A 20,987-nucleotide genomic window follows, 5' to 3' on the forward strand; every position below is an offset into this window, starting at 1 on the left:
TAAGAGAAAAAACCAGTGTGGCATTAGTTCGTTTGGCGATCGGTACGTTAGCGGGCGCCGGTATGTTTGCTCAGTATGCGCATGCGCAAGATGCAAGCCTGGCGCAAAAGACCGAGGCCTCTGCCAAGGTCAACGCCGACGGCACCGATAATAGTGGCGTGCACAAGGTATACGTGACCGGTTCCAACGTGCGCCGTATTGCCTTGGAGTCGGCTTCGCCGGTGCAAATCATCACGCGTGAAGAATTGACACGCGGCGGCGCCACCTCGCTCAACGAAGTGTTGCGCACCATTTCGGCTAACGTCGGCGGTATCGATGAAAACCGCACCAATGGTTTTAGCGCCGGCGCTGCCGGTCTGAACTTGCGTGGCTTTGGCAGCCAGGCTACTTTGACCCTGATCAACGGCCGCCGCCTGGCCCCCTATGCACAGCCTGAATTCCAGACGACGTTTGTCGACTTGAACTCGATACCGGTTGGTGCAGTTGAACGTATTGAAATCCTGAAAGACGGCGCCTCGGCCATCTATGGCTCGGAAGCCATGGCCGGTGTGGTCAACATCATTTTGCGCGACAGTTTCGAAGGCCTGGAAGTGGGCGGCTCGCTGGGGCAGTCCAGCCGCAATGATGGTGAGCAAAAACGTGCCACCGTGAGTTTCGGTAAAGGCAGCCTGGTCAAAGACCACTTCAATGCTTATGCCACCCTGGATGTGCGTCAGCGCGACCCGATGTACCTGCGCAAGCGTGATGGTTACCTGAGCACGCAGGATCTGCGCGCCTATGGCTACAAGGATAACCGCTCGCTGTACACCTATCCAGGCAATATCTACTGGACCGACAAGGCGACCGGTGCCCTGACTTCGCGCACGCTCGACAAGAACTGCCCGGCTGACCGCCTGGTTCCTGCCAATAGTGTCCTGGGCGCGGGCGCACTGGGCCAGGCTTGCGTGTTTGATGATTTCCAGGACAGCTCGATCAATTCCGCCGGCAAGACCGACCGTTTCGGCATCACCAGCCGCCTGACCTGGCAGCCTACCGCGAGCACCACGGTCTTCAGCGAGTTGATGTTCAACCGTAATAAAGCCACTGTCACCGGCCTGCTGCACTGGGTTGCGGGCCAGACTGGTCAACCTACGCCAGCCTTGCCGATCACGCATCCACAGTATCCGCAAGAACTGATTGGCCCAGACGGCAAGACCTTGGCCGGCGGCAATGGTACCGTGCGTGTACGCGCGTCGCTGCGCGACTTCCCGGGCCAGGGCCAGGACAACACCACCGATTTTGGCCGCTACCTGGTCGGCGTCAAGGGTGACTTCCATAACTGGGATTGGGAAACAGCCCTGTTGCAAACGAATAGTAAAGTTGTTTCGCGCAACACCAGTGCGATCTTGCTGACGCCTTTCGTCAATGCCTACAAGAACGGCACCTTTATCTTCGGTGGCGGCGCAGCCAATCAGGCCCTGTATGATTCGATCACGGCCAACTCGGAAAATCTGTTCAAGTCCGGTTTGACACAAATCGATGGCAAGATCTCCGGCGAACTGTTCAACTTGCCAGCTGGCGCCGTCGGCCTGGCCGTCGGTACCGAGTTCCGTCGGGAATCGCTGGAGACTAGCCCGGATCCGATCGCGGTCGAAGGCGAGTTCTATCACCAGGCGCAATTGCCGCCTGGCTTCTCAAACAGCCGCCGTATCGCATCGATCTACGCAGAATCAACGATTCCTCTGCTGAAGTCGCTCGAAGCCCAGGTGGCTGTGCGTCATGACCATTATTCGGACTACGGTAATTCGACCACGCCGAAAGTTGGCCTGAAATGGAACGTCACGCCAGCCTTCATGGTACGTGGCACCTACGCTGAAGGTTTCCGTGCACCAACGCTGGTAGAGAACTCTACCGACGTGCGCAATGCCTTCGTGTCGATCCGTGATCCCTTCCGTTGCAACGCGCAATACAAGCTGGGCTGCACGACTTCCAGTCCGTATCAAAGTGGCGCCAATCCGGAGCTGAAGCCTGAAACGGCGAAAAGCTACACTCTGGGCCTGGCCTGGGAGCCTAGCTCCTCGTTCCTGGCAACGGTCGATCTGTGGCAGATCAAGCGTGTCAATGAAATCGGCACCTATGACCTGACCAAAGTACTGGCCGATCCGAGCCGTTACGCGGGTGACCCAGCCGTTGCCATTACGCGTGCTGATTTGACTGCCGCCGACAAGGCCGCTGGTGCGACTGCTGGTGAAATCACCAACATCAAGATGTTGCTGACCAACGTGGCTGTCACGCAAATCCGTGGCGTGGACTTGAAACTGACTGGCCGTATCAATATGGGCGAGTACGGCACCTTGCAGCCGACCTTGAACGTCAGCCATATGCAGTCGTTCAAGAATGCACCGTCGCCGACCGACGACCTGATCGAGTACGCGGGTACCCGCGGTACGCCGTCGGTACAGGCCAACCTGGGTCTGGCCTGGAAAAAAGCAGCCTATGCCCTGTCGGCCGATACGGTGTTCGTCAGCAAGATGGCTTCCGTTGCCGACCGTACCCAACCTTGTGGATTGGAAATCGAAGGCTACCCGGAACTGTGCAAAGGTATTCCATCGTTCACCGTGGTTAACCTTGGCGGCAGCTACAGCGGCTTCAAGAACACCAAACTGAGCTTTGCAATCCAGAACGCCTTTGACCGCAAACCGCCTTTCCATCCAAACGATTCGGCAAACTACTATGCGCCGCTGCACAGCGCGATGGGCCGTTACTTCCAGATTACGGCTGATTACAGCTTCAAGTAATCGCGTGTGAGTCAACAGGCGCCGTGACCATCAAGGGAGCGGCGCCTTTTTTTATCAGGCTGTACTGCGGAAAAACCGCGTAGCTGTCCGCAGAAAATCTATGCCATTGTCTTTATCGAGGAGACTATTTTGAACCGACGCATTATTCCTGTCCTGCTTGGCGCGCTGTTGCTCAGTAGCGGCCTCTATGGCGCGCACGCCCGCGCCGACGAGTCAATCCCGATTGCCGATTTTTTCAAGAAGGCTGAATTCAGCGGCCGCCCCATCCTGTCACCCGATGGACAAAGCATGGCGGTACTGACGCCGCGTAACGGGCGTGCTGTACTAGCCGTGATTAATCTCGATACGCGCGCCTCAACGGTGGTCGCCTCGGATCCCGAGTGGAACGTGGCCAATCCGATGTGGGTCAATAACCAGCGCCTGGTGTTCAGCATCAGCAAAGGCAGCGAAGAAGTACTGGAAAAGCAGACCGGTGGCGGCTTGTTTGCTGTCAACAGTGATGGCAGTGGTTTCCGCAAGCTGGTGATCAGCGTCAAGGAAGCCATGAGTACCGGCATGCCCTACAAGCCGGTGACGGTATTGCAGCGCGTTGGCGATGATAGCAATGACTTGATCGTGGTCAACAATGAGCGTGGCCGGGACGCCGACCTGGGCGCCAGCGATGTATTTCGTCTCGATACCACCAATGGCCGCATGGCCTTGCTGACTTTTAATAATCCGGGCGCCGTCAGCGGCTGGGTGCTGGACCATAATAATGTGATCCGCGTGGCCTCATCCATGACGGTGGAAGCAGGCAGCAAGCGCATCATACAGACGGTGTATCTGCGCGATGACGAGAAAGCGCCATGGAAAACGATTTACCAGGCCTATCTCGACGAAGGCAAGGAAATGAATCCCTTGGGCTTTGACTTCGATAACAAGACCCTGTTTGTGGCGGGGCGTTTCAATGGCCGGGACAAGGCTGGCGTGCACATCTGGAATAGCCAGACCAGCAGTGCTGGCGAATTGATCGCTGAACATGCGGAAGCCGATATTGCCGATGGCCTGGTGTTTGACGATGCGCGTAAAAAGATTGTGGGCGTGGCCGTCAATGGCATGAAGCCGGAGATGTATTATTTTGACGAAGACTATGCCCGCCTGCAGGCCTCGCTCGATGCCAGTCTGCCCAATGAACAAGTGCGTTTCCAGTGGCGTGGCAACCGTGCCGTGGTGGTCACCAGCGGCGTCAACAATGTGGGCAAGCTGTATTTCTTTGACACCGCCAAGAAGACGCTGGAGCCGCTGTACAGCGTCAAGCCTGAACTCGATGGCAAGAAGCTTTCCGAGCAAAGCGTGATCCACTACAAGGCGCGCGATGGCTTGACGATACCCGCCTATCTGACCTTGCCGGAAGGACGTGTCCCGAAAGCCTTGCCGCTGGTGGCTTACATCCACGGCGGGCCCCATGCCCGGGACGCTTTTGGTTATGATCCCATCACCCAGATGCTGGCCTCGCGCGGCTACGCCGTGCTGCAGCCGCAGTTCCGCATGTCAACTGGTTTCGGCTGGAAACATCATACGGCAGGCTGGAAGCAATGGGGCCTGAGCATGCAGGACGACATCACGGATGGCATAGAAGACCTGGTCAAGCAGGGTGTGGTAGACCGCAACCGCGTGTGTATCATCGGCGCCAGCTATGGCGGCTATGCCACCATGTATGGTTTGGTGAAAAACCCGGATCTGTATAAATGCGGCATTAACTGGGTAGGCGTGACCGACGTGAAAATGCTGTTTACCGTTAACTGGTCGGATGTGGCCGGTCCGGTGATGGATAACATTGGTACGAAAATGCATGGCGATCCCAAAACCGACGAAGCCTATTTCAAGAAAGTGTCGGCGATCGAGCATGCAGACAAGATCAAGGCGCCGGTGCTGATGGCTTATGGTAGCGAAGACCGCCGCGTGCCGCTGATCCACGGCGAGAAAATGCGTGACCAGTTGCTCAAGCAAGGTAATACCGTCGAATGGATGGTCATGACAGGCGAGGGCCATGGCTGGTCCAAGGAAAGCAATAACATCAAATGGGGCGAAGCCGTCTACCGCTTCATCGACCGCTATATTGGTCCGGCCGCCGGCAGCAAGACTGCCCAGCAGTAATTGACCAAGGCGTACACGGCGATGTCCGTGCGGATGCCATATAAAAAACCCTCCCGGCTTGCGCCGGGAGGGTTTTTTTTCGGGCTGCTGCGCGAGCTGCTGCGATTAACGGAACTTGTATTCCGCAGTCAGGCGTACGGCACGGCCGGTGACGTCGGACGTGTCTTGCGGAATCACACCACCACCACTAGCATTGAAGGCGCGCAAGTCCACCGGTGGACGGCGGTTGGTGACGTTACGGATAAACATCGACAAGGTCAGATCCTTGATACCGGTGTAGTTGACGTTGTAGTCCAGGCGCTCATAAGCCTTGACCTGGCAATCATCGGCCGACCATTTTTTCGCGGCGCAACCAGCCTGGGTATAGGTGGTGTCGAAGTAGTCGGTGTTGAGCGAGGTCTTGCTTTGGTAGTTCAGACGCAGGCTGTTGCTGAAGTTGCCAGTCTGTATGGACGCACCAACGTTGGCTGATATTTTCGAGTAGCCATAGCGGCCTGCCAGGTTGTCGCCGAAGCTGTTCAGCGAACTGCTGAAGTTCTTCAGATCCAACAGGTAGGTCGCGTTGGCGCTCAGGTCGAGGCGGCCGAAGCGGGTAGGAATACGGCTATTGGCGCTCAAGTCCAGACCGCTCGTCTTGGTGCGCGACACGTTCAGGAACTCGCCCGAGGTCGAGGCCAGTGGGCCCGCTGTGACACCGTACTTGGCTTGCTCGGCAGCGGTGAAGGTCTTGTCGGCAGACAAGGGCAGGCGGTTGATGACGCCCGGTGCCTGATCCGCTTCTGCGGCCAGCAGGTCATCTGTCGATTTCAGGCCGATTTCATCCTTGCGCTGGATATTCCAGTAGTCCAGCGAAATGCTGGTGCCCTTGATTGGTTCGATCACGAAACCAATGGTGCCGCTGTGTGTGGTTTCCGGTTTCAGGTTCGGATTGTTACGCACGATACTGGCGACCCCCGCAGCGCACTCTCTACCTTGAACCGTATCGGCGCGTGCCAGCAAGAGTGCTTTGTTCGGATCGCTGGCCGGTAGGGCTTTGGCTTGCGTTTGCAAGTCGTTGGACAAGGCTTGCGCCTGATCGCAACGCTTCGGATCGACGACGCCATTGTCGAAGGCGAATTTGGTCGATTGCGCACTTTCGGTCAGGTTGGGCGCGCGGAAACCGGATTCCAAGGTACCGCGGAACAACAGGGTGGGCGTGACTTCCCAGCGTGCGGACACTTTTGGCGAAGCATGGGTTTTAAAGCCTGGGAATTTATCGACGCGTGCTGCTCCCACTGCCTCCAGGGTAGACGTCAGCGGCAGGTTGATTTCGGTAAATGCAGCTTCCGTCGTACGGCTGGCATTGGCCGACGATGCGCCATAGCCGACGATATCGCCGGACAGCAGATTGTCCGTAGGCGTGATCTGGAACTTCTCGTGGCGCAGTTCCATCCCCACGGCCAGGCCAATGGCGCGGCCATCGATCTTGCCCACTTCGCCGCTCAATTTGGCGTCAGCGAAGTACTGGGTGATCTTGCCGTCATAGCCTTGCGCCGGGAACAGGGTGTTGAGCACATCTGCCGAATTCTTTTGGCCGATCTTGTAGCCATGGTTGAAGAAGTTCGGGTCCAGTACGCTACCTGTGTTCGGATCGATCTTGGTGTAGTCGCCCACTTCCTTGATGAAGCCACTGTCGCTCAGGGAGCCGTAAGTACGGTCCTTGGTTTTGCTACCCATGATGCCGACGGCGCTTTCCCAGTCAAAGGTGCTCCACTGGCCTTTCAGTCCCGTCAGCACGCGATACTGGTCGCTGCTCGTTTCACGGTAAGCAGGTGCATCAGCCCAGCGATAGCGCAGTTCGATGTCGTCGCCACTATGGTTCAACGGGTGGGTGCTCGGCAGGTATTGGTAAGTGAAGTCCTTGCCCTGGCCAGTGCTTGGATTGCCCCAGATCGTATCAGGACTGGTCGAGCCGTAGGTGCCGAAAGCGTTGGTGTAGGTGGTTTTGGTGTGTGAAAACAGTACTTCGGAGAAGCTTTCAGTGCCGCCGCCCAGGTTCAGTTTGCCCGACAGCAAGGCATTCACGCGGTCTGCCTGTGGCACGGCTTCAAAGCGCGAGAAGCGGTCATACACGCACAGGCCGGCGGCGTTGAGCGTGGTGCAGCCTGGCACGGCGCCCTGGCCGATCAGGTTGCCAGGATAGGAAAAGGTCGAAGGAGCGCCACGGTTGCCAAACATCTGGCCGCTGCCAGGTGCAACCGCAGAGAATTTCGTACCATAGGTCGGGTTGATGTGGTCGACGACATCGCGCCACAGTACTTCGCCGCGCTTGAACACTTCGAGGTTGGCCAGCACATTGTATTTGTCCGTGCTGAAGTCGCCCACGCCGGCGGTGATGCTGGCCGTCTTGGTGTTGAACTGTTCATGGGCAACCGACTGGTCGTAGCCAGCGCGTACCTGCACGCCCTGGTAATCGGAGCGCGTGATGATGTTGATCACACCGGCCACGGCGTCGGAGCCATAGATGGCCGAACCGCCGTTGCGCAATACCTCGATGCGTTCGATGGCGTCCAGCGGCAGCGAGTCCAGATTGGTGAAGACTTCGTTGTAATCGGCCAGCGCATACGGGGCGACGCGGCGTGAGTTGAGCAATACCAGGGTCGATTGCTTGCCCAGATTGCGCAGCGAAACAGCGGATGCGCCGCCAGCGAAGGAGTTGGAGCCGCCGATATCGGACAGGGCGCCAGTGGACGCGGTCAACGTTTCAAGTGCTTCCTTGACCGAGTTCACGCCCAGGCGGACGATGTCTTCATGTTTCAGGATCTGTACTGGCGTAGCCGTTTCCGTATCGATGCGTTTCAGGTTGGAACCCGTCACGAGGACTTTTTCAATCGGCTTGTCGCCTGAATCCGAGTCCTGTGCCAATACCACTTGTGATGTTGCAAGTGTCAGCGCGACAGCGATAACACTCTGTTTCAGTCCGATTTTTTTCACTCAAACTCCCGTTTTTACTTTAGTTATGTATAGGTTTTTGTGCGTCACAGATCATGTGACTGCGGTTTTATTATATTTAGCGCTTGGACACTATTTCTAATAGTCAATTGCAAAAACAACACTCCATGTGTAACTGAATGTATCATTTATTACATTTTGGAAGGATTGTAAGGATTGCGGCTGCGTACCTGAAGGCTTGAGAACAGGGGGGTTATGAATGGCAGATGCTGACTTTTAGCGGTGGAATGCGCGAAATTTAGCGGGTATTATTACAGTGGTTAATTTGATACAGGCGCTTGACGGGTAATTGTTTTCGTGTCACCAGTGCTGTGCCTGGTTTGCGCGGTAGTGCACAGGCGTGGGTCGGCAGCAGATGTGGTTTGAGCACCTGTTGCCTGATGGTCGCCGCGCCGTATCGGCGCAGTCTGGTCTGTCAAGCGATCGCGGTTTCCTGGAAAATCGTTTGCCACAGGCGGCACACGTTGTCCGCATGCATGCGGACCCGTTCCGGTTCCACGCGGGCCAGGTCTTGCCCCTGCAGCCGCAACTGATGCTGCAGCTTGCGCAGTGCGCGGTAGGCGTCGGCAACCAGCGCGGCCAGGGAAGCGTCGATCAGCCCCAGTTCGCCGCACAGGCGCAGCAGGGCGATATTGCCCACGTTGACCGTTAATTGTGGGTAGCGGGCCGCATGCTGCAGCACCAGGTATTGCACCATGAATTCGATATCGATCATGCCGCCCGCATCCTGCTTCAGGTCGAACCAGCCTGCGCGCTGTGGGTGTGCATCGAGCATCTTCTTGCGCATGGCCACCACTTCGCCTTTCAGCGGGCCATGTTCAGGGCGTTCCTTGCGCAGGATGGTGTCGCGGATGCGTTCGAACTGCTGGCCGATGGCGGCGTCGCCGGCGCAAAAGCGCGCCCGCGTCAGTGCCTGGTGTTCCCACACCCAGGCCGCGCTGCTCTGGTAGCGCTCGAACGCTTGCACGCTGGACACCAGCATGCCGGAGGCGCCATCGGGGCGCAGGGCGATGTCGACGTCGAAGAGGATGCCAGCCGAAGTGTGCGAGGTCATCCAGGTAATGAAACGCTGCGCCAGCCTGGCGTACAGGCCCGGCGCTTCCTGGTCGTCATCGTCGAACAGGAAGATCACGTCCAGGTCGGAAACATAGCCGAGCTCCTTGCCACCGAGCTTGCCGTACGCGATGACGGCGAATTTCGGCACCTCGCGATGGCGCGTGGCCACGGTTTGCCAGGCGGCCGGAATGGTGGCGGCGACGATGATGTCGGCCAGCTGCGACAGGTAATCGGCCAGTTTTTCCACGCTCAGGTCGCCAGCCAGGTCTTGCGCCAGGCACTGGAACAGCTGCGCATGGTGTGTTTCGCGCAGGATATCCATTTGCCGTTCCGTATCACCGGGCGCGTCATCGAGCTGGCGCTGCAGATCGAGCGCCAGCGCGGCTGGGTCGGGCACGCTATGGCGGATGCGTTCGTCTAACAGTTCGTCGAGCAGGATGGGGTGCTGCGTGAGGAAGGTGGCGGCCCAGCCGCTGGCGCAGACCATGCGCACCACCCGTTCTAGGGTGTGCGGGTATTCTGTCAACAGCGATAAATACGCCGAACGGCGCGCAATGGCTTCTAAAAAGTCCAGTAATCGCCCTAAAGTCGATAATTGGCTCGCCTTGCCGTTCGTTATCGAACAGTCGGCGATCAGCGGCAGGGCAGAGTTCACCAGGGCCACCAGACGCGTGCGGCTCGCTTCCGGCAACGATTGCAAGCGCGGCGCCTGCCAGGTGGCCAGCAGGCGCCGCGCACAAGCGGCCGGCTCGTCGAAACCCAGGGCGGCAAAACGCACTTCAATGGCTTCCTGCTGGTCCGAGGCGGTGGAGTCGTTCGAGCTTTGCGGATCGATGCCCGTGTCGGCCGGCGGCGTGCCGCTGCTCTTGTCGCTGAACATTTCATCGAACTGGCCGGCGACGAACACGCGGTGCGCTTCGAGTTGGGCCAGCAAGGTCGCCGTATCGGGCAGGCCCATCATGTGCGCCACGAGCAGTCGGTCGGCGTCATTCGCGGGCAGGGTATGCGTTTGCGCGTCGTCCAGGTATTGCAGGCGGTGTTCCAGATTGCGTAGAAAGGTATAGGAAGCAAGTAGTTGTTCGACGATGGTAGGCGTTAGCAGGTTTTTATCGGCAACAATGCGCAGGGTGGCCCGTGTGGAACGGTCGCGCAGTTCGGCGTCGCGCCCGCCGCGTATCAACTGAAAGACTTGCGCCAGGAATTCGATTTCGCGGATGCCGCCGCGGCCCAGCTTGACGTTGTTGCTGCGGTCTGGATGCAAGCGTTCCTGGCGGTTGACCTCGGCGCGGATCTGGCCATGCATGGTGCGGATGGCGTCGATCACGCCGAAATCGAGATAGCGGCGGAACACGAACGGGCGCACGATGGCGTCCAAAGCAGCGATATCGTCGGGCTTGCCCGTCACGGCGCGCGCCTTGACCCAGGCATAGCGCTCCCATTCACGGCCCTGCACGATCAGATATTGCTCGACCATGCTGAGGCTGGCGGCCAGCGGTCCCGAGTTGCCGTTCGGGCGCAGCGCCATATCCACGCGGAAAGTAAAACCATCTTGCGTGATCTCGGCCAGGGCGGCGATCAGCTTTTTGCCCAGGCGAATGAAAAACTCGTGGTTGGACAGGCTGCGCTGGCCCGGCTGCGTGGCTTGCGTGTCGCCGTCTTCGGGATACACAAAGATCAGGTCGATGTCCGACGAGACATTGAGCTCGCCACCGCCCTGTTTGCCCATCGCCAGCACCATCAACTCCTGGGGCTGCCCCGATTCCTCGCCCACCGGCATGCCGTGCAGAGCCACCATTTCGGCCATCAGCGCATCGGCATGGGTGCGGATGGCAAAATCGGCGAAGCCCGTCATGGCCGTGACTACCTCGTTCAAGTCGGCCAGGCCGGCCAGGTCGCGTTCGATCAAGCCGCACACCAGCAGGTTGCGCAATCGCCGCATGGCGCGCTCAAGCGGCAGCGGCGGGTGGACCGCGTTTGCCTGGGCGGCCAGCGCGGCAGGAAAATCGATCTTGTCCAGTGGAGTGAGCACCAACTGTGCTACTTGTTCCGCGCGTTCGGGGGCGGCATTCAGCCAGCGCTGGTAAAAACGGGAGGCGGAACTGGAGACGGAGATCGGGGGCGTAGCACTCATGGTGGCGTTTTCTATCGTGTAGTAGGGGGTATCGGCGCGTAAAGTGACTGCGAACGCCGGGGGATGCGGTAAAATTGGGCCGCCGGTAGTTTGCTGCTTATTTGCCGCTTATTTGCTGCAGTGTCCTCCCGAACGATGGTAAGGGAGGCAAGGCGCAGACGCAAGCGCCAGCAGGTCGGCAGCGCCATTGCGGCGAGCCCCTAGCCTGAGAATTCAGACGATTTTTGCCATTATTTGACGCCAGGCCAGTTTATTAGCTTATTGATGCAAAAACCGCCAGAAGCAAGCGAGACAGAGCATGTGCCATTGGCCCAGCGCTGGCAGCGGCTGCGTGCCGCCTATCGCATGGCAAATTTGGCCACCCACCACGTGCTGGGTTTTACCGTCAAAGCCGTGATGCTGGTCTATTTTGCCTTCGCCATCCTGTTTCTGCTCCTGCGCTACGCGATTTTGCCCAATATCGATTATTACAAGAGCGATATCGAACAGGCGGCCAGCCACGCCCTGGGCAATCCCGTCAGCATTGCCCGTATTTATGCTTCGTGGCATGGTTTGCGGCCCAATCTGTTCCTCGGCGATGTTACCCTGCACGACAAGACGGGCCGTCAGGCGCTGAGCCTGCCCAGCGTTTCGGCCACTTTTTCGTGGTGGAGCATCCTGGGTTCGGTCCGTTTTGAAGAACTGGAAATCACGCGCCCCGACCTCGATGTGCGCCGCAGTGCAGACGGCAAGCTCTACGTGGCCGGCGTGCTGGTCGATAGTAGCCAGGGCGGCGACGGCAAGGGCGCTGACTGGTTGCTGGCGCAGCACGACATCATCATCCGCGACGGCAAGGTACGCTGGACGGACGAGCTGCGCGGCACGCCGGAACTGGCGCTCGAACAAGTTAATTTGTTGCTGCGCAATCGCTGGCGCAGCCACCGCCTGGGGCTGCAAGCCACGCCGCCCGCCAGCCTGGCCGCGCCCATCGATGTGCGCGCCCACTTCACGCATCCGCCTTTCAGCACGCGCATCTCCGATATGTCGATGTGGAAGGGCGAACTGTATGCCGACTTGAAGAATGCCGATCTGGCCGCCTGGCGCCGCTACCTCGATTACCCGTTTGAATTGAGCCAGGGCAAGGGCGCCGTGCGCGCCTGGTTGAGCCTGGACCACGCGCGCCTGGCCGGTTTTACGGCCGACGTGGGGCTGACGGATGTGCAAGCCAGGCTGGGCGAGCATATCGCGCCGCTCGATTTGCTGTCGGTCAGCGGACGTGTTTCTGCGAAGGAAACACTGTCTGTCCAGACGCCGGTCGGCAAACCCACTTTTGGCGCGTATGGCCATCAGGTGGAGCTGACGGATTTCGCACTGCAAACGCACGATGGCCTCAGTCTGCCGCCGACTACCTTGTCTGAACGCTTTACCGCTGCCACCAAACGCAAGCCGGCGCACACGGAAATCACGGCCCAGGCGCTCGATTTGCAAACCCTGGCTGCGCTGGCCGACAAATTGCCGCTCAGCGAGCAACAGCGCGAGCATCTCACTACCCTGGCGCCGCGCGGCGGCTTGCGCGATTTTTCGGCCGAATGGGACGGCGATTTCGCCACCGCCAGCAGTTACCGCGTGCGCGGCCGCCTGGTGGAACTGGGCCTGAATGCGCGTCCGGCCCGCCTGGCCATGGCGAAAACCGCCACCAGCCCGGCGCAGGCGGCTGCGCCTGCCATTCCCGGCTTCGATAAGCTCAGCGGCACGATCGACGCCAGCGACAAGGGCGGCAAGATTGATATCGATGCGCACGGCCTGGTCTTGCAATTGCCCTCTTATCTCAGTGATCCGGCTTTGCCGTTCGAGCAGTTCCAGATGCAGGCAAGCTGGGCCTTCGAAGCGAACAACATGCTGCAGGTCAAGCTGGACAAGCTCGATTTCAATCAGCAAGGCTTGCGCGCCAGCTTGCACGGCACGCACCGCATGCCGCTCGATGGCAGCAATCTGGGCGAGGTGGACTTGACGGGTACGCTGGACAATTTTGCAGTCAACACCATCGGCCGCTACCTGCCGGTGCAAACGCCCGAACACTTGCGCCATTGGCTGACCGGTGCGCTGGAAGACGGCGTGGCGCGCGACGTGACGCTGCGTTTGCGTGGCGAACTGGATCATTTCCCATTCAAGGCCGACACGGCAGCCCAGCGCAGCCGTGGTGAATTCCGCGTGGCAGGCAAGATCGACAATGGCAAGCTCAATTACGCGCCTGGCGAATTTGCCGAAAGCGGGCCGCTGGCCGGCAAGGCGCCGTTGTGGCCGCAGGCTGAAAAGATCAAGGGCAGTTTTTTGTTTGAACGTGCGCGCATGGAAATTCGCGGCGACACGGCCACCACGGGCGGCGTAGCCCTGAGCAATGTCAAAGCCGTGATACCGGACCTGACCGTCTTCGACACCCTGCTCGATATCGATGGTAATGCGGCCGGCCCCATGCAGGAATTCCTCAAATATGTCACGGACAGCCCCGTGCTGGCCTGGATCGACCATTTCACCGATGAAACGACAGCCACCGGCAACGCCAAGCTGGCCCTGAAACTGCACTTGCCGATCGAACGCTTGCTGGAATCGACGGTGCAGGGCAGCTTGCAGCTGGCGGGCAATGACGTGGTGCTGTTCCACGACATGCCACCCGTGCTGGGCGCGCAGGGCAAGATCGAGTTCAACGAGAAGGGCGTGAATCTGAACGGCTTGAACGGCAACCTGCTGGGCGGACCGCTGGCCATCTCGGGCGGCACGCAGCCTGACAATTCCATCCAGGTCAAGATCGCCGGCAATATGACGGTCGATGGCTTGCGCAAAACCTATCCGACCCCTGTGGTGCAGCGGCTGGCGAAGCATTTGAATGGCGGCGCGCGCTACAACGGCTTGATCACCGCGCGCGATCACTTGCTAGTAGTCAATGTCGAATCGCCCTTGAACGGCCTGGGCCTGGATTTCCCGGCGCCGCTGAAAAAGGCCGCAGGCGACAGCTTGCCGCTGCGCTTTACGCTCACCGGTAATGCCGCCAATGCGGCCGGTCTGCGCACGGACGATATCCGCATCAATCTGGCGAACGGCATTGCCGCGCGCTACCAGCGCCAGAAGCAGGGCAAGGACGCCTGGCGTCTGGTGCGCGGCGGCATCGGCGTCAATGTGCCGGCGCCTGAACCGGACAGCGGCATGATGTTGAACGTGAACATGAAGTCGCTCGATGTGGACAGCTGGATCGCTGCCGGCAGCGAGATCGCCGGCAGCGGCACGGCGGCAGTGGCCGATGCCGGCGCCGATGGCGACACACCTGATTTTGCGCAATATGTGGTGCCGGACGTGATGGCGGCGCGCGCCAGCGAGTTGATGCTCGGTGAGCGCAAGCTGGAAAACGTGGTGGTGGGCGCCACCCATCAAAAAGATGTCTGGCAAGCCAATATCGACGCCAAGCAAGTATCCGGTTATGTGACCTGGCTGGAAACACCTTCCGGCCTGGGCAAGATGACGGCGCGGCTGTCGTCGCTGATCATTCCGGAATCGGCTGCGAACGACGTGAAAAACCTGCTGGAAGGCAAGAGCAGCGCGCAATCGATTCCTTCGCTGGATATCGTCGCCGAGCAATTTGAATTGTTCAATAAAAAGATCGGCCGGCTGGAACTGCAAGCCTATAACACCATGGCGGCCGGCGGGCGCGAGTGGCGTGTCGGCAAGTTGCAATTATCCAATCCCGATGGCGCCCTGAGCGGCAACGGCAAATGGATACTCAAGGATGGGCAAAGCACCACCAGCCTGCGCTTTGGACTCGATATCGTCGACGCCGGCAAGTTGCTGGACCGCTTCGGCTTTGTCGATACCTTGCGTCGTGGCAAGGGCCGCCTGAGTGGCGACATCGCCTGGAATGGCTTGCCGTATTCGCTGGACATTCCCAGCTTGTCCGGCAATATCGAAATGAATGTGGAATCGGGCCAATTCCTCAAGCAAGATCCTGGTGCGGCCAAGCTGTTGGGCGTGTTGAGCCTGCAAGCCTTGCCGCGTTTGCTGAAACTCGATTTCCACGATGTGTTTTCCGAAGGCCTGGCTTTCGATGGCATCACGGCCAATGCCAGCATCAAGCGTGGCGTGGTGTCTACCGACAACTTGAAGATGCATGGCGTGGCGGCCACCGTCTTGATGGACGGCACGGCTGACATTGCCAACGAAACGACCAATCTGCACGTAGTGGTGATCCCGGAATTTAATCTCGGTACGGGCCCGCTGGTGTATGCGCTGGCCGTCAATCCGGTGATCGGCATCGGCAGCTTTTTGGCGCAGCTCTTCCTGCGTGCGCCCGTGATGAAGGCGCTGACTTACCATATGCAGATCGCCGGGCCGTGGAAGTCGCCGGTGGTGACCAAGCTCGATGGTGGTAAATTGGAGCCGGTGCCTGCTGCGGCCGCGACGCCGGATGCAGTAGCGAAATAAGCGCAAGTAGCTGAACTAAGCTGAACGATAGGTGACATGATGCATACAGTGGCAGCAATCCAAATGATTTCCTCGCCCTCGGTCGAGGAAAACCTGGCCACCGCGCAGCGCCTGGTGGCCCAGGCGGCGGCTGGCGGCGCCAAGCTGGTGGTCTTGCCTGAATACTGGGCCATTATGGGCCAGCAAGAGACAGACAAGCTGGCCCATGCCGAGCGGCCTGGCAGCGGCCCCATCCAGGATGGCATGGCGCAGATGGCGCGCCAGCATGGCATCTGGCTGATAGGCGGCACCTTGCCGCTGGTCTCTGAGCAGGCTGGGAAAGTGCTCAACACTACCCTGGTGTATGACCCGCAAGGCGAGCCGGCCGGCCGCTACGACAAGATCCACCTGTTCGGTTTTACGCGCGGCGCCGAGTCGTACAACGAGTCGCGCACCATCGTCGCCGGTAGCCAGGTACGCAGCATCGAAATGCCGTTTGGCAGGGTCGGCCTGTCGGTCTGCTATGACTTGCGTTTTCCTGAACTGTACCGTGCCATGGGCGATTGCGCGCTGATCGTGCTGCCGGCCGCCTTCACCCATACGACGGGCCGCGCCCACTGGGAAGTGCTGCTGCGCGCGCGGGCCATCGAAAACCAGTGCTATGTGCTGGCGTCGGCGCAGGGCGGCTTGCATCCGAACGGACGCCGCACCTGGGGTCACAGCATGCTGATCGACCCTTGGGGCGAAATCAAGGCGGTATTGCCCGAAGGCGAGGGCGTGGTGATAGGCGACATCGACCCCTTGTTCCTGGCGGGCGTGCGCGAATCGCTGCCAGCCCTGGCGCACCGCACCATGTAAGTTGAATTTTAAGAATAGATAGCCATGATCCCATTTGAACCCAATCTGTCCAGCCTGGCCGTAGCGCGCGACATCCTGCTGACGCCGTTCGGCCTGGATGAAGACAAGCTGCTCAAGGCACTGGGCACGATGTTTACGCACAAGGTCGATTACGCCGACCTGTACTTCCAGTTCACCAAGAGCGAAGGCTGGAGCCTGGAAGAAGGCATCGTCAAGACGGGCAGTTTTTCCATCGACCAGGGCGTCGGCGTGCGCGCCGTGTCTGGCGACAAGACGGCTTTTTCGTATTCCGACGAGATTTCCGAGCAGGCCCTGCTGGAAGCGGCCGCCGCCACGCGCACGATAGCACGCGCGGGCGCCGGCAAGATCAAGGTAGCAGGCCAGACACAGCTCCAGGGCGGCCGTTCGCTGTATCTGCCGAATGATCCGCTGGCCTCGCTCGACGCGACGGCCAAGGTGCAATTGCTGGAGCGCGTGGAAAAAATGGCGCGTGCCAAAGACCCGCGCGTGGTGCAAGTGATGGCGGGTCTGGCTGCCGAATACGATGTGGTGCTGGTGCTGCGCAGCGATGGTGTGCTGGCGGCCGATATCCGGCCGCTGGTGCGGCTTTCGCTGACAGTGATCGCCGAACAGAATGGCCGCCGTGAAACGGGTTCTTCCGGCGGCGGCGGGCGTTGCAGCTACGATTATTTCAGCGATGCTGTGCTGGAACAATACGCCAGCGACGCCGTCAATTCGGCGCTGGTGAACCTGGAAGCGCGCCCCGCACCAGCCGGCCCCATGACCATCGTGCTGGGACCGGGCTGGCCCGGCATCCTCTTGCACGAAGCCATAGGCCATGGCCTGGAAGGCGATTTCAACCGCAAGGGTTCATCGGCGTTTTCGGGCCGCATCGGCGAGCGCGTGGCTGCCAAGGGCGTGACGGTAGTTGACGACGGCACCTTGCCGGGCCGCCGTGGTTCGCTCAATATCGATGACGAGGGCAACCCCACGCAATGCACCACCCTGATTGAAGACGGCATCCTGAAAGGCTATATCCAGGACACCATGAATGCGCGCCTGATGAAGATGCCCGTGACGGGCAATGCACGGCGTGAATCGTTTGCCGATCTGCCGATGCCGCGCATGACGAACACCTATATGCTGGGCGGCGACAAGGACCCGGGCGAGATACTGGCATCGGTCAAAAACGGCTTGTATGCGGTCAATTTTGGCGGTGGCCAGGTCGACATCACGAACGGCAAGTTCGTTTTCTCGGCCAGCGAAGCCTATATGATAGAAAACGGCAAGCTCAGCTATCCAGTCAAGGGCGCGACCCTGATCGGCAACGGCCCCGATGTGCTCAATCGCGTCTCGATGATCGGTAACGACATGCGTCTTGATTCCGGCGTGGGCGTGTGCGGCAAGGAAGGCCAAAGCGTGCCGGTGGGTGTGGGGCAGCCAACGCTTCGCCTCGACGGTATCACGGTAGGCGGCACTGCTTAGGTAGGCAGTCCAGCAACCTACTGCGCAGCCCACTCTTGAGTTTGCGTTGCTCGCTGGCTTGGCGCCCCCGTACGAATGTACAGCTCCGCTACTCAACCCAATATTGGGCTTGCTCGCTACGGTTCCTGAAATGCCCGTTACGTCAACAAATGTAATGAAAATTAAAACTTGTACTTCAAGCCTGCGCTAAAGAACCGTCCTGCTGCGCCCGCGTAGTCGAGCGGGTTGTAGCTGGTGGCGCCGTAGGTCAGCGGGTCCAGCGGGGCGATCTTGTCGAACAGGTTCTGGATCGACGCATACGCTTCGAGCTTGGGCGTGGCCAGCCAGCGGGCGGTCAGGTCCACCGTGGTAAACGAGGCGATGCGGCAGCCGCGCGGCGCGTCCGAACCGTCGGCGAAATGCGTGGCGCAGCCATCGGGATCGTTCTTGAACAACACATTGTCGAGTGCGCCACGGTAGTTGACGTTGGTCGATACGCGCCAGTTCTGGCGCTCCCAGGTGATGCCCAGGTTGACCCGGTTGTTCGGCGTGCCCATGCAGTTGGAAACGTCGCAATTGCCATGCGTGCCGGCAAAATCACGTTGCGTGCCATCTTGCTCCGTGCGCAGCCATTTGTACAAATGCGTCCATTTCACGTCGAAGGTCAAGCTGCCATAATCATGCCCCAGATCAAAACGCTGGCGGCCATCGACGTCGATGCCGCGCACCGTTGTTTGCGCCGAATTGACATAGTTGGCCAGCACGGCCGTGATGGCGCCAGGGTCGCCCGGTATGCCGGTGGCCGTGGACGGGTCGCGCGCCACATGGCCTTCGGCAATCGCCGTATCCGTCTGTTCCTGGTTGATTTCATTCTTGCGGCGGATTTGCCACAGGTCGACCGAGACGCTGGTGCGGGGCAGCGGGTCCCAGATGGCGCCCAGGGAATAGCTGCGCGAGCGCTCCGGTGACAGGTTCGGGTTGGGCGAGGTGATGATGGCGATCGAGGCGGGATCGCAGGCAGCCGTCACGCCCAGCGCGCAGCGCAAGGGGTCGGTGGCGGTGGAAAACGCCGCCAGGCCGCCAACGCCGTTTTCTGCCGCGCTGGGAGCCCGAAAACCCTTGGCGAAGGTGCCGCGCAAGGCCAGTTCGCGTAGCGGCGTCCATTTAATGCCTGCTTTCGGTGTATAGGAATTGCCGACGTCGCTGAAATGGTCGGCGCGCAAGGCGCCTGACAGTTCGACCTGTTTGAGTACGGGCGCCAGTACCTCGGCATAGATGGCCGAGGCGTTGCGGCTGCCTTTGTAGGCCGAGTAGCCCAGGCCGATGATATTGCCCCGTTCCGTGCCCGTGGTCGGTTGCAGCTCCGTGGCTTCGTGACGGAATTCCGTCCCCACCGCCACCCCCAGCGCACCGCCGCTCAGCTTGCCTATTTCGCGGCTGGCCTTGAAATCGATTTGGCCGATATGCGTCTTGGCGTCATTGGAAATGGTGGGTGATAGCGCCGCATACAGGGCCGGCGAATTGAGGCCGGCGTTTTCAGCGATGCGCCACAGGCTGCCCGCAGGCAGGGCGGCATACGCAGGGTTCAGGCTGGCGGCAGCCACGTTGGCGGCGGTCGGGTTGAGCAGGGCAAAAGCCACGTCGCGCTGCAGGAAACCGTTCTGTTCATTCGAGACCCGGTTTTGCGAGTACAGCAGGGCGCTGTCGATATCCCAGCCGGCCAGCGTGCCCTTGATGCCCAGCACGTAGCGCTGGAAGGTGGAATCGATGTTCGATACGCGCGGCCCCACGTCGCCGGCCAGATAGCGCAGGCGGGCGGCGGTACCGAAGTAGGGATTGTCCGGATGCGTGGCACCCAGCGAGACGCCTGCATTGCTGACGGGACCGCCCGGATAGCCGACCGAGCCGCTGATGGTCGATGGCGTCGTCTGCGAGGTCGATTCGCTGTGGTAGAGGTTGACCTCGGCATACGTCTGCAGCTCGGGCGTCAGTTGCCAGGCGCCACGGCCGAAGAAGTTGAGGTTCTTTTGCCTGGGCTGGATTTGCCCGTATTGTTGCGCAGAATCAATCAAACAGCCGCCGCCCGGATCGCCTTGCGCATGCGTGGTGAAGTTGCTGCAGGCCGCAGCCGGGAAGGTGCGCGTAAAACCCGCGCCAGCCAGGTTGCCACGGTTGTAGTAATCGAGCGTGTCGGGGTTGCGCACATTGCCGTTGATGGCGCTGCCGGCCGCATTGTTGGTGGTGATGGCGCCCGTGCCGCCCAGCGCCTGCTGCGCGCTGAAGCCCAGGTTGCGCAAGTCGCTGCTGCCGACAGCGCCGCGTCCGGCCCGGTCGCGGTTCCAGATCGGCGCTTTTTCACTGTATTCCAGGTTGAGCAGCACGTTGTAGCGGTCGGCGTCGATGTCGCCGAAACCATGCATGATGGCCGCGTGCGCATCGCGGCCATCCCAGTACCTGGTCTTGCCGTAATTGCCCTTGATCGTGGTGCCTTGGAAGTCGCGCCGCAAGATCACATTGACCACGCCGGCAATTGCATCCGAGCCATAGATGGCCGAGGCGCCATCTTTGAGGATTTCCACCCGTTCGACGGCGTCGAGCGGAATGATGTTCAGGTCGGCAAAGACCTTTTGCCCATCGTCCGCCAGGCCATATGGCGCCACCCGGCGGCCATTGAGCAGCACCAGGGTCGAGGCGGTGCCCAGGCCCCGCAGCGAGATGCCAGAGGCGCCTGCAGCGAAGCCATTGCCGAAGGTGGTGGGGACCGAACCCTGGTTGTCGACAGCCAGCGTTTGCAGCAGTTCGGCCACGCTCGATTTTCCGGATTTTTCGATGTCGGCGGCACTCAGTGTCTGCACGGCCGATGCCGTTTCAGCCTGCGCGCGGCGGATGTTGGAACCGGTGATTTCCACGCGGGCGATAGTTGCGCCCGTGGCGGCATCCTGTGCTTGCGCCAATGCAGGCAGGGCCAGCAGCACGGCGCCTGGTGCGAAGGCGTATTGCAATGCGAATACGATGGGGGTGACTAGGAATGTTCCTGCCTTGCAATGTCGCGACATGCTGTTCTCCCGGTTGGATGTGCAGGTGTTTGCCTGAACTCCCAGTTTTGCCGGGGCGCCTGTCGCCAGATTCGATCTGCATCAGTTGTG

Annotated in this window: 8 protein-coding genes; 5 read left to right on the top strand and 3 right to left on the bottom strand. The window is 60.1% G+C overall.

Features of this window, described 5'->3' with window-relative positions; translation table 11 throughout:
• Positions 1-62: 62 nt before the first annotated feature.
• Both HDE72_RS05910 and HDE72_RS05915 read left to right on the top strand, forming a co-directional pair.
• Entirely contained in the window at positions 63-2,777 is a 2,715-nt protein-coding gene (locus HDE72_RS05910) for a TonB-dependent receptor (protein ID WP_183737905.1), read from the top strand.
• A gap of 129 nt (positions 2,778-2,906) precedes the next feature.
• On the top strand, positions 2,907-4,913 hold the full coding sequence (locus HDE72_RS05915) for a S9 family peptidase (protein WP_183737907.1): 2,007 nt from the start codon (positions 2,907-2,909) through the stop codon (positions 4,911-4,913).
• Between the two features lie 105 nt (positions 4,914-5,018).
• Here HDE72_RS05915 and HDE72_RS05920 read toward each other — a convergent pair whose 3' ends face one another.
• On the bottom strand, positions 5,019-7,886 hold the full coding sequence (locus HDE72_RS05920; protein ID WP_183737909.1) for a TonB-dependent receptor domain-containing protein: 2,868 nt from the start codon (positions 7,884-7,886) through the stop codon (positions 5,019-5,021).
• A 433-nt stretch (positions 7,887-8,319) separates the two neighbouring features.
• Complete coding sequence (glnE, locus tag HDE72_RS05925; protein ID WP_183737911.1) at positions 8,320-11,091, bottom strand: bifunctional [glutamate--ammonia ligase]-adenylyl-L-tyrosine phosphorylase/[glutamate--ammonia-ligase] adenylyltransferase; 2,772 nt, start codon at positions 11,089-11,091, stop codon at positions 8,320-8,322.
• A gap of 264 nt (positions 11,092-11,355) precedes the next feature.
• Here glnE and HDE72_RS05930 point away from each other — a divergent pair, with 264 nt between their 5' ends.
• Genes HDE72_RS05930 through tldD form a run of 3 tightly spaced genes read left to right on the top strand, consistent with a single transcriptional unit; the run spans position 11,356 to position 17,862 of the window.
• Positions 11,356-15,540, top strand: coding sequence for a YhdP family protein (locus tag HDE72_RS05930; RefSeq protein ID WP_183737913.1), 4,185 nt, complete (start codon positions 11,356-11,358; stop codon positions 15,538-15,540).
• A gap of 36 nt (positions 15,541-15,576) precedes the next feature.
• A complete protein-coding gene (locus tag HDE72_RS05935) occupies positions 15,577-16,377 on the top strand; it encodes a carbon-nitrogen hydrolase family protein (protein ID WP_183737916.1) in 801 nt (266 codons plus the stop codon).
• A gap of 24 nt (positions 16,378-16,401) precedes the next feature.
• Positions 16,402-17,862 (top strand): metalloprotease TldD, encoded by a 1,461-nt coding sequence (gene tldD / locus HDE72_RS05940; RefSeq protein ID WP_183737918.1) that lies wholly within the window; start codon positions 16,402-16,404, stop codon positions 17,860-17,862.
• A 161-nt stretch (positions 17,863-18,023) separates the two neighbouring features.
• Here the strand turns inward: tldD and HDE72_RS05945 are convergent, their stop codons facing one another.
• The gene (locus tag HDE72_RS05945; protein WP_183737920.1) at positions 18,024-20,897 is read right to left on the bottom strand and encodes a TonB-dependent receptor; all 2,874 of its coding nucleotides are present in this window, start codon (positions 20,895-20,897) and stop codon (positions 18,024-18,026) included.
• Positions 20,898-20,987 lie beyond the last annotated feature (90 nt).

The organism is Janthinobacterium saanense, from assembly GCF_014200675.1.
Taxonomy (GTDB): Bacteria; Pseudomonadota; Gammaproteobacteria; order Burkholderiales; family Burkholderiaceae_D; genus Janthinobacterium.